Origin of the sequence: uncultured Nevskia sp., from assembly GCF_903885465.1 — a bacterium.
Classification (GTDB): Bacteria; Pseudomonadota; Gammaproteobacteria; order Nevskiales; family Nevskiaceae; genus Nevskia.
Genome location: NZ_CAISIQ010000378.1, coordinates 1 through 10421, shown reverse-complemented (window position 1 = coordinate 10421; position 10421 = coordinate 1). Strand labels below are relative to the sequence as shown.

Below are 10421 nucleotides of genomic sequence, written 5' to 3'. Positions count from 1 at the left end.
CGTGAACGAACGCGGGCCGGGCGCGCCTTCGTCCTTGCCACCCTGCGCCAGCGCCACTTCGTGGAACTTGTGCACGGCTGCGCGCGACGGCGCGTTGAAGCTGATCGTGCCGCCATTGGCGAACGTCGGCGGCTGGCCGTTGCCCGGCTTGGTGATCATGAACAGGTCCGAACCTTCGGCGCCCGTGCTCCACAGCGAGGCGGCGTCGAAGTTCATCACGCGCTTCAGGCCCATCGTCTCCAGGACGGCGTCATAGAACTTGCGGCCGGCTTCAACGTTGCTCGTACCCACTACCACATGCGTGAAAATACCCATGGTTCTTCTCCTCAATTGGTTGTCGTGTGCTCGTTGGCGCAGGCGTCTTGTTTCTGCTCAAGCCTGTCGTCCGCAGCTACTCTGTAGCAGCAGCCAGCGAACAACAAGATGTGCGGAATTGCGCCAGATTGGCGGCCACAACTGACACAGCAGCCCAGCCGCCAAGCTGTTCTCGGCGCGATCTAGAGGCTGCCGGACATCGTTGCAAACGATGAGCCTGAGACGCCCAGCACGCCCGGCACCGTCGCCGGAACCTCATCGGTCCAGACTTTGAACGACTCCAGCGTGTGCTGACCGTAAGTCGTGGTGATGGCCACGTCCGCAGCGTCGCGACCGCGGGCGATCAGGATGCGGCCGATGCGTGGCTGATTGTTGCGCGGGTCGAAGGGATGCCAGGCGCCGCCAAGGAACACTTCCATCGAACCGGCGAAATCCATCGGCGCATCGACCGGCGGCACGCCGATGTCACCCAGATAGGCCGTGCAGTAGCGAGCCGGAATGTTCAGGCAGCGGCAGAAGGTGATGGCCAGATGCGCGTAATCGCGGCAGACGCCCTGGCGCTCGTTGAAGGCTTCGAAAGCAGTCTTGGTCGGCCGCGCGAACTGGTAGCCGAAGACAATGTGCCGGTTCACGAAGTCGCAGACCGCCTGCACTCGCGCCCAGCCCGGCGGCGTGTTGCCGAACAGTTGCCAGGCCGCGCCCATCAGCAGATCGGTTTCGCAGTAGCGGCTGCCGAGCAGGAATACCAGCGTTTCCTGCGGCAATTGCTCGACCGGATGCTGCTGCGCATTCAGCAACACCGGCTCGGTACGGCCGTGATCGCGGATCAGGCCATCGGCCGTCAGACGGATGCGGCCCGCAGGCGCGACGATCCGGCTGCACCAGTTGCCGAAGCCATCCCGGTACATGGTCATCGGTACCGGCGGATCGAGGCATAGCAAATCCGGCCGGATCAGGTCGGAAGCACGCGAGTAATGGGCGTGCAGGGTGAGAATCATCGGTGTCGGCTGCGGACACTGATAGACGATTTCATAACCGAAGCGGATCTGCATGGGGTTTCCGGGATTTCATACGGGGGTGGTTAGCCACCCCTCCGGAAAAGCCGGCGAGGCGCTAAGGGAACGTCAAAAGCGAGGGCAGCAAGCGTGCCAGCAGGGCGGCCCAATACCGCTGGCCCGCCTCGTTGGCGATCAGGTCCTGCCGGATTTCCAGCTCGACATGCAACAAACCTCTCTGTTCGCCATGCACCGGGATCGAATAATCGCTCTCGTCGCTGACGTCATACGGCTCGTTGTAACCAACTACCGTGCCCGGCTCCGCTTCCAGTGCCGCGCCGAGCGCCTGCGCCAGTCGCGCATCGTGGTGATACAGCATGCCGACGTGCCAAGGCCGCGCCTTCCCCTGCCAAACCGGCGTGAAACTGTGCACCGCGATCAGCACACTACGCTGGCCACGCGCCTCACGGGCATCGAGCTGCTCGGTGATCGCTGCGTGATAAGGCTCGAAGATCGCGTGGCGGCGCTGCTCGGCGCCGGCAATATTTACCGAGGCATTGCCCGGAATTACCGTGCCATCGCTGCATTGCACGATCGAGTCAGCGACCTGCGGCGGCCGGTTGCAGTCGATCACCAGCCGCGAATAGTTCTGCATCACCAGGGTCGCATCGAGCTGCGCGGACACCAGCTTCGAGACTTCTGCCGCGCCGATGTCCCAGCCGATGTGTCGACGCAGTTCGGCATCCGGCAAACCCAGCGCGGACAGCGAACGCGGTACGGCGCAACTGGCGTGATCGCAGATCAGGAACAACGGCGAGCCGCCGTCGGCACGAATGACCTCGACAGGCCCCGGCTCATCGGCAGCGATGAGTGGCTGGCTAGCGATCGGATCTGAAGTGTTGTTGATTGCCGAACCCCGAGGATGACGACGGTGGGGTTTAAGCGACGGAATCAGGCGTCTGCTGATTCCAGATATTCAAAAGTGGTCGGGGCGACAGGATTCGAACCTACGACCTCTTGCTCCCGAAGCAAGCGCTCTACCAAGCTGAGCTACGCCCCGCAAACTGCTCCGCTGTACGCGGCTACCGCTTGAACTAGCTTTCCCGCCGAAGGCAGAAATCGACCAGTTCCAGCAACGCTTTCTTGTAAGGGGTTTCGGGCAAACCCTGTAGCGTTGTGCTCGCCGAATGGCTGTACCGCTCGGCGAGGGCGCGAGTGTACGGGATCGCTCCAGTCGCTTCAACAGTTTCCAGAACCTCCTTGATGCGATCGACGCGGCCGTTGGCAATGGCCTCGCGGATCATCGCCGTCTGGGCCGCGGAGCCGTTGCGCATCGCCACCAGCAGCGGCAAGGTCGGCTTGCCTTCGGCCAGATCGGTGCCCAGATTCTTGCCGCTGACTTCGGGGTCGGCGGTGTAATCGAGCAGGTCGTCGATCAACTGATACGTCATGCCGAAGTCGTGGCCGAAATTGGCAAACGCGGCCCGCGCAGCATCCGTGGCATCGGCACCGATCGCACCCAGAGCCGCGGCCGCGCGGAACAGTTGCGCGGTCTTCAGCTCGATCACCCGCAGATAGCGCGCTTCGGTAATGTCCGGATCGTTGCAGTTCATCAACTGCAGCACTTCGCCTTCGGCGATCGCATTGGTGGTGTCGGCCATCACCTGCATGACGCCCATGCGACGGCTTTCAACCATCAACTGGAAGCTGCGCGAATACAGGAAATCACCGGACAACACGGCGCCTGCATTGCCCCAGACGGCGTTGGCCGTCTGCCGGCCACGGCGACGATCGGAATGATCGACGACATCGTCATGCAGCAAGGTCGCGGTATGGATGAACTCGATGACCACCGCAAGCAGATGCGGCATATCACCCTTGGCGCCGAGCGCCCGCGCCATCAGCACCAGCAACGCCGGCCGCAGCCGCTTGCCGCCCGCCTGGATGATGTAGCCGCCGATCTCGTTGATCAGCGGCACTTCCGACGACAGCCGCAGGCGAATCAATGCGTCGATGGCCTTCAGGTCATCGGCGATCGGCGACAGGATGGCTAGCAGTTCAGCAGATCGACCGTTGCCAACAGGCGGTTTGGGAAGGCCTGCGACGGCGACTGAGGAATCCACGGAGGTGATCGTCAAGAGAAGGGCTGGTTGAGGATGGCGGTGCCCGGCGGGCGGCCGTTCATCCTGCGCAAGAGGAATGCCGAAATTCTAACATCCGGCCTGACAAGGGCATGACAAGCGCATGGGGCATGCCCGAAGCCAGGACTCAGATACCCGCCTCGACCGCCAGATCCTTCAATAACAGCGTGGTATCAGCCAGACGCTCGGCCGCCACCGTCGCCCGGGCGCCGACCAGCTTCTTCATCACGCCGAAATCCTTCAGCTGGCTGACCGCATCGGCCGCGATGATCCGGCCGTCCTTCAGATAGAAGGCCGAGAACGCGCGGGTTTCGGTCGAGCCGCGGATCACCACCTGATCGTAGCCGCTGGACAGGCCGCACATCTGCAGCTTCAGCTCGTACTGATCCGACCAGAACCACGGCAGTTCGTCGTAAGCCTTGGGCTGACCGACCAGCAGCCGCGCCGCATGGCGAGCCTGTTCCATTGCATTGGGCACCGATTCCAGACGCACCCGGCCGCCGAGCAGCGGGCTCGGCCGGTTAGCACAGTCGCCGGAAGCGACGATGTCCGGGTCCGAAGTCTGGCCGTATTCGTCGACAACGATGCCGTTGTCGACCGCCAGCCCGGCCGCCGTCGCCAGCTCGGTGTTCGGGATCAGGCCGATGCCGACGATCACCACATCGGCGGCAACGCGATTGCCGTCGGCGAGGATCACGGCGCTGACCTTCTTGCCATCGTTCTCTAGCGCGGCGATCTGCACGCCGACCTGGATATCGACACCGGCTTCGCGATGAACGCGGGTATAGAACGCCGACATCTCCGGCGCGGTGACGCGGGCAAGCACGCGCGGCGCCGATTCCAGCACCGTCACCGACAAGCCAGCCTTGACCGCGACCGCAGCGATCTCGAGGCCGATGTAGCCGCCGCCGATGATCACCAGGCGATGACCGGCCACCAGATGATCCCGAATCTTTTCGGCATCGATCTGCGAGCGGAGCGACAGCACATTGGCCATGTCCGCACCCATTACCGGCAGCGGACGGGCGCGGCCGCCGGTGGTCAGCGCCAGCTTGTCGTACGCCAGAGTCTGGCCATCGGACAGCGTCACGGTCTTGGCGGCACGATCAATCGCGGTCACCGAAGTACCGCCGATGAATTCGATGTTGTTCTTTTCGTAGACGGCGGCGTTGCGGATCAGCAATTGCTCGGCCGGTATGGCGCCGGTCAGAAAACCTTTCGACAGCGGCGGGCGCTTGTACGGCAGGCCGGCTTCGTCGCCGATCATCACCACGCGGCCGGTATGGCCCTGGGTGCGTAGTTCGGCGGCGAGTTCGCTGCCGGCCTGGCCGGCGCCGACGATCAGTACCGTTCCGGTGGTGCTCATGCGCAGACGTCCTGCGATGAAAGACGGGCGGCTCGGCAGAAGGTCATCGGGGACTCCGGATCGGGTTCAAGGGCGGCCCGAATGGTAGTCGGTTTTTGGCGCGATCCTGAAGCGGGCTGCTGCAGCCGTAATCGACCGCCATAAAAACGCCCGGCCGAATCAATCCGGCCGGGCGTCGGTGACGGCTGCGCTCAGAACTGGTAGCGCAGGAAGAAGCCGATGTTGTCGCGATCGCGGATCTGGTTGTTGGCACCGCCGCGGGTGTACAGGTTGTAGGTGACGGTCAGCGAGGTCGACTTCTCGTAGCGGATCTCGAACAGCGAGTTCAGCTGGATGCGGCCTTCGACGAAGTTCGCGCCCGGCCCCGGCGAGTTGTTGTAGATGTCGTGCTGGAAGATCAGCAACGGCTGGATCGAGATGCCCGGCAATACCGACTCGTAGCTGATGCGGCCGATCATGCGATAGCCGCCAGCGAACGAGTTGGCGAACTGGTTGCGTTTGGCCTGGTAGGGATTGAAGCGCAGGCCGTCCGGGCCGATCGAGCAGCTGGGATTGGTCGAACAGGCCAGCCGCGAACCATCGGCACCGCTGCCGTCGGCACCGGCCGAGGCATGGGTGTAGGCCGCGCCCGGGCCTTCGATCTGCAGCTGATTGAACTTCGGCAGGTTCAGTACGTGGGTGGCCGCCACTTCGTAAAGCAGAATCACCTGATCGGCACCAATCCAGTTCTCGGTACCACTGAGTACCCGGGTGGCACCAAAGGTGTACTGCAGTACCTTGCCTGGGATATAGCCTTGGATGTACGAGTTCGGCGCGTTTTCGCCGAGCGTGATGCCGCGATACGGCGTGATGAAGTTCGGGAACGAACGCGCCGAGCCCGGCACTGAACCGACGATCAAACTCAGGTTGTCCGGATAGGGATTGTTGCCGTTGGCATCGACGAAGTTGTTGCTCGGATACAGGCTGTACTGGTTGCCGCCGTTCTCGGTGAACGCCACGGTATTGGTGGTGCCCTGACAGCCGATGTTGATGTCGTGGCAGCGAGTCAGCGAGGGGCCGAAGGACGCAAACGCCAGATCGACCAGCGCCACCTGCAAGGGCAGATTCGGCCGGTAGGCAACCTCACCCTGGTACGAGTAGTCGCCGTAAGTGGTGTTGAAGCTGAAGCCGAACAGCTTGCGGTCTTCCGGATACTCCAGCATCACCCGAGCGGTATCGAAGCCGACGGCATCGGAAATCTGCATGCCCGGACGCGGCAGCAGCAGGTTCGCGAAAGCACCCAGATCGGTGCCGATATCGAGCGCCGACAGCGGGCTCTGTGCCAGCAGGTTCAGCGTATCCAGCCCCAGTGCAGTCTGGCCGGCAAGCCCGCCGAGCGCGATCGGCAGGTTCGGGCAGGACTGCAGGAACTCGGTGGTGTTGCGGGCATCGATGCCGATCGCGCTGCCTTCACGGCGGGCGCAACTGGCATTGGTCGCATAGGTGCTGACGTACGGCAGCTGCGAGTGGTAGTTCATGAAATAGCCACTCAGCTCGGTGCCGTTGTTCAGCCAGTCGGCGTAATAGCTGAGCTTGAAACCGTACTGGCCCTGATCGGAGGCCTTGCGATCCGGCAGGCGCGGAATGATCAACGCCGTCGGCGTGACTGCAGTCAGCGGATTGTCGAGCATGCCGCCGGCCAGGCTTTCCGGATCGTCGGCCGCCGAACCGAAGCTGGCATTGACGAAGTTGCGCAGATTGGTGGTGCCGAGATCGACGAAGGAGTTGAAGGTGCCCGGCGTCGGAATCTCGACGTGCCGAGATTCGAACTGGTAGTAGCCCTCGACGCTCAGGCCATCGACGATGTTGGTCGATATCCGGAACATGTTGACCGGGATGTACAGATCCTCGAGCAGGCCGTTGCCGCTGCGGAAGAAGTTGTTGGCATTGATCGGCTGCGCCTGATTGATCGAGTTCAGGATCGCCACCGTCGATTCGCCCCACTGCACGGTCTGCCGGCCGAGGCGGAACTGCAGTTCGCGGTCGCCGGGAATCGGAATCGAGCCGAAGAAATTGGTATCGAGGAAGTCGTAGCGCAGGCCGATCTGCTGGGCCTCCTGCTCGTTGCGGTTCTCGCTGAACGCGCCGCCCGGCCCGTAAGTGCGCGAGAAGTAGCGATTCGACGTCCGGTTGCCCGGCTCGGCGGTGCCCACCGAATTGACGTTGGCGCTGGTGATCCGGTTCCGGTACTGCACCTGGCCGTGGTACAGCGACGGATCGTAGATCGCGCGGCCGCGATAGAAGAAGCCGAACTTGCCGGATTCGATCTTCAGATCGTGCGTCCACACCACGGGCGACTGGGTGATGTCACCCCGGTCGAAATTGAGGTCGCCATCATCGAAGTTCATCGAGGCGGCACCGGGCGAGCGGCGCAGCTTTTCGGCCGGATAAGTCTGGGTGCGGTTCAAGCCCTGGCAGAGCTGGTAGACGCCGGTGCAGACGTTCGGGTCGATATTGCTCTTGCCGATCAGCCGCGAATCGCGCTCCTCCAGACGAAACGCCACGCCGGCGGTCAAGGTCTGGTTCAGCACGGCGTTGAAATCCTGCTCGCCGAAGTTGAAATCGAACTCGGACGCCATCGCTGACATCGGCAGAACCGCGCCCACTGCAACAGCCACGGCCAACGCCGCCAACTTGCTCGAAGCCATCTGTACCCCCTCCCGTTAATCCCGCTGCCACGCGCCCCTACTGCTCGGTTCGGCATCCGGGTCATGGCCCGTCGCCGCCTTATCGGTATCGCGGCCTTTTCTGGCCGCGTGAGCTAGAAACTACACGTTCATTCACTGAATTTGGATGGCTTTTTGTCCGAAGCCTGCAAAACCAGACTTTCGGCTAACGGACCGCAGGTTCATCGGACGCGTCCACTTTGGCTTCGTTTTCCTGGGCATTGATCCAGTTATTTGACACGTGTCCAACTTATCGGCAGCCTTCCGCCATGGAAGGAATCGAAAGCCGCCGTCTGGAAGAGAAGGAACGCCGCCGCGAGGACATCCTCGATGCCGCTGAAGCCGTGTTCGCCGCCCGGGGCTTCGACGACGCCAAGATGGATGACATAGCCCGCAACGCGCGGGTGTCCCGGGCGCTGCTCTACATCTACTTCAAGGACAAGCGGGAACTGCAGTTCGCGCTCTGCCTCCGAGGCCTGGACCTGCTCCGCCAACGCTTCGCCGAAGCCCGTGGCCGGCATGCTCGCGGTGTCGAGCAGATCAAGGCGATCGGCCGCGCCTACATCGGCTTCGTGCAGGAATTTCCTGTCTACTTCAATGCTTTGGCTCGCGCAGAAGCGCAACACACCGAACTGGAAGACGAGCGCAGCCTGTGCCACCAGATCATGCGTGCCGGCGGTCTGGCCCACGCCGAAACGATCTCCGCACTGGTGGCTGGCCAGGGTGACGGCAGCGTTCGCAAGGATCTCGGCGAACTGCTGATGGTGGCGATGACGCTCTGGGGCTTCAGCCACGGCGTTGCCCAGCTGGCGATGACCAAGGGCGAAATCTTTGCCCATGAAGGGGTGCCGCTGACCACCTTCATCGACCACGCGATCGACATGGCCACGCGCTCGATCGCCGCATGACTTCGGGCCCGGAGACTGACATGTGTCTAATTGATGGACGCAAATACAAGAAAAATGCCGTTCCCGACCCTGTTCGAACCCGGCTCGCCAGGCAGCGCTGGCTGCGCATTCAGGCACTGCTCATCGGCCTTGCAGCGCCGGTAATCGCGCATTCCGATATGAACCTGGCAGCCGATTCTGCTGCCGCTGCCAATGACTATCTGGCGACCTACCTGGCCGAGGCGCTGTCCAGCAATTCGGCACTGCGGGCTCAGGCTTTCGCCGTTGAAGCCGCCGCCCAGGGCTTGAGCGCGGCCCGCGCGCGGCGAGCACCGCAGCTGGCGCTGAACGCGCGCTACACCGTCGCCGAAGGCGGCCGAGTCACCCGCATCCCGACCGGCGATCTGGTCAACCCGGTCTACCGCACGCTGAACCAGCTGACCGCTGGCACGCCGAACGCGACCAACTTTCCCGAGATCGGCAACAACGACATCAACTTCCTGCGCCCACATGAGCAGGACACCCGGCTGACCCTGAGCGCGCCGCTGTACGCGCCGCAGCTCGCCGAGCAGGTGCTGATCCGCGCCGCCGAGTTCGAAGGCAGCCTGGCGACCCGCGAAGCCTTCGCCCGCACCCTTGTCCGCGATCTCAAGCAGGCCTACTACCAGCTTGCCCAGTTGCAGGCCGGCATCGGCGTGCTCGAAGCCAGCCGGGCAACTTTGGCCGAGAACCGCCGGGTCGCCGATTCGCTGATCGCCGCCGGCAAGGCGACCCGCGACCGCGCACTGCGCGCCGAGGCCGAACTGCTCGCCGTCGAACAGCGCCTGCTTGCCGCCCGCAACGACGAACGCGCCGCCCGCCGTTATCTGAACCTGCTGCGCAATCGCGACGAGGCCGAAGCGGTGCTGGTATCGAATGCAGCGCTGTCGGTCAGTGGCGTTGCCGGCGATGAAGCGACACGGCCAGAACTGCGCCGCCTCGATCATCAGATCGACGCCGCCGATCACGCCCGCAAACTGGCCGGCAGCGGCTTCCTGCCGACCCTGTCCCTGGTCGCCGACAGCGGCATCCAGGGCACCGGTTACACGGTCAATCGCGATTCCGATGTCAGCACGGCGTCGCTGGTGCTGAACTGGACCTTGTTCGATTTCGGCGCCCGCCGCGCCGCGGAATCGCAGGCCCGCGCCCAGACTTCGCAACTGCAGGCGACGCGGGACGATGTCCGCCGCCAGTTGGTCCTCGCCAAGCTGTCCGCCGACGACAGCGCGCTGACTGCCGAACAAGCGCTGCGAACCGCCGAGGCGCGTATCGCAGCTGCCGAGGAAGGTTTTCGCATTGCCGAGCGCAAGCGCGACGCCGGCCAGCTGTCGCAGATCGAATTTCTCGACGCCGAACGCGCCCAGACCGAAGCCCGGCTCGGTCTCGCGATCGCCCGCAGCAGCCTGCAGAGCGCGCGCGCCGAACAGGAATACAGCCGCGCCGCCTATCCCCTGCCCGCCACGCTCGCCTCCGGAGCCACACCGTGACCGCTCGCCGAAATCTGTTGTTGCTGCCGATTGCAGCGAGCCTGCTGCTGGCCGGCTGTAGTCGCAAACCTGCGGAGGCACCCGCCGCCACGCTGCCGCGCGCAGTCAGAATCGCGATCGTCCGCGAAGGCCCGGCCGAACCGCCGGTGCTGGCCACCGGCCTGGCCGCCAGCCGCGACGAAGCGCGGCTCGGTTTCAAGGTCGGCGGTGTCATCGCCTCGATCGACGTGCGCGAGGGCGATCAGGTGAAAGCCGGTCAGCGGCTGGCGCGCATCGAAGCCGCCGAGATCGACTCTTCGGTGACCCAGGCGCGCGCCGCGCTCGACAAGAGTCGGCGTGACCGGCTGCGGGGCGAAAAGCTGTTTGCCGATGATGTCGTCACCCGCGAGCAGCTCGACGACTTGAACACTGCCGAAACCGTGGCGAAAGCCCAGCTCGATGCCGCCAGCTTCAATCGCCGCTATGCCGAGATCACCGCGCCCAGCG

9 protein-coding genes and 1 tRNA gene are annotated in these 10421 nt (G+C 63.8%); 3 read left to right on the top strand and 7 right to left on the bottom strand.

What is annotated here, in order from left to right; all coding sequences use genetic code 11:
* The 7 genes from QZY06_RS14885 to QZY06_RS14855 all read right to left on the bottom strand — a co-directional run.
* Positions 1–315, bottom strand: a 315-nt coding sequence (locus QZY06_RS14885) for a VOC family protein (RefSeq protein WP_295685860.1), incomplete at its 3' end; no start/stop codon positions are given.
* A gap of 182 nt (positions 316–497) precedes the next feature.
* Positions 498–1367 carry a transglutaminase family protein gene (locus QZY06_RS14880; RefSeq protein ID WP_295685859.1) on the bottom strand — a complete coding sequence of 290 codons (870 nt, stop codon included), beginning with the start codon at positions 1365–1367 and terminating at the stop codon, positions 498–500.
* Between the two features lie 61 nt (positions 1368–1428).
* Positions 1429–2217, bottom strand: coding sequence for an N-formylglutamate amidohydrolase (locus QZY06_RS14875; protein ID WP_367275654.1), 789 nt, complete (start codon positions 2215–2217; stop codon positions 1429–1431).
* Positions 2218–2293: 76 nt separating this feature from the next.
* Positions 2294–2370, bottom strand: a tRNA-Pro gene (locus QZY06_RS14870).
* 34 nt (positions 2371–2404) lie between these two features.
* A complete protein-coding gene (locus QZY06_RS14865) occupies positions 2405–3367 on the bottom strand; it encodes a polyprenyl synthetase family protein (protein WP_367275653.1) in 963 nt (320 codons plus the stop codon).
* 211 nt (positions 3368–3578) lie between these two features.
* Entirely contained in the window at positions 3579–4817 is a 1239-nt protein-coding gene (locus tag QZY06_RS14860) for an FAD-dependent oxidoreductase (RefSeq protein ID WP_295685856.1), read from the bottom strand.
* A gap of 191 nt (positions 4818–5008) precedes the next feature.
* On the bottom strand, positions 5009–7504 hold the full coding sequence (locus tag QZY06_RS14855; protein WP_295685855.1) for a DUF1302 family protein: 2496 nt from the start codon (positions 7502–7504) through the stop codon (positions 5009–5011).
* 287 nt (positions 7505–7791) lie between these two features.
* Between QZY06_RS14855 and QZY06_RS14850 the strand changes: the two genes are divergently transcribed.
* From QZY06_RS14850 to QZY06_RS14840, 3 genes are all read left to right on the top strand, one after another.
* On the top strand, positions 7792–8430 hold the full coding sequence (locus QZY06_RS14850; protein ID WP_295685854.1) for a TetR/AcrR family transcriptional regulator: 639 nt from the start codon (positions 7792–7794) through the stop codon (positions 8428–8430).
* Positions 8431–8588: 158 nt separating this feature from the next.
* Positions 8589–9935 carry a TolC family protein gene (locus QZY06_RS14845; protein ID WP_295685853.1) on the top strand — a complete coding sequence of 449 codons (1347 nt, stop codon included), beginning with the start codon at positions 8589–8591 and terminating at the stop codon, positions 9933–9935.
* Positions 9932–10421 (top strand): efflux RND transporter periplasmic adaptor subunit (locus tag QZY06_RS14840; RefSeq protein ID WP_295685852.1); only part of this gene is annotated, 490 nt, incomplete at its 3' end. The genes QZY06_RS14845 and QZY06_RS14840, both read left to right, overlap by 4 nt.

Bases quoted from the DNA above. Each gene is read 5' to 3' on its own strand.
- QZY06_RS14880 (WP_295685859.1), bottom strand. From the start codon at position 1,367: ATGCAGATCCGCTTCGGTTATGAAATCGTCTATCAGTGTCCGCAGCCG.
- QZY06_RS14860 (WP_295685856.1), bottom strand. From the start codon at position 4,817: ATGAGCACCACCGGAACGGTACTGATCGTCGGCGCCGGCCAGGCCGGC.
- QZY06_RS14855 (WP_295685855.1), bottom strand. From the start codon at position 7,504: ATGGCTTCGAGCAAGTTGGCGGCGTTGGCCGTGGCTGTTGCAGTGGGC.
- QZY06_RS14850 (WP_295685854.1), top strand. From the start codon at position 7,792: ATGGAAGGAATCGAAAGCCGCCGTCTGGAAGAGAAGGAACGCCGCCGC.
- QZY06_RS14845 (WP_295685853.1), top strand. From the start codon at position 8,589: ATGAACCTGGCAGCCGATTCTGCTGCCGCTGCCAATGACTATCTGGCG.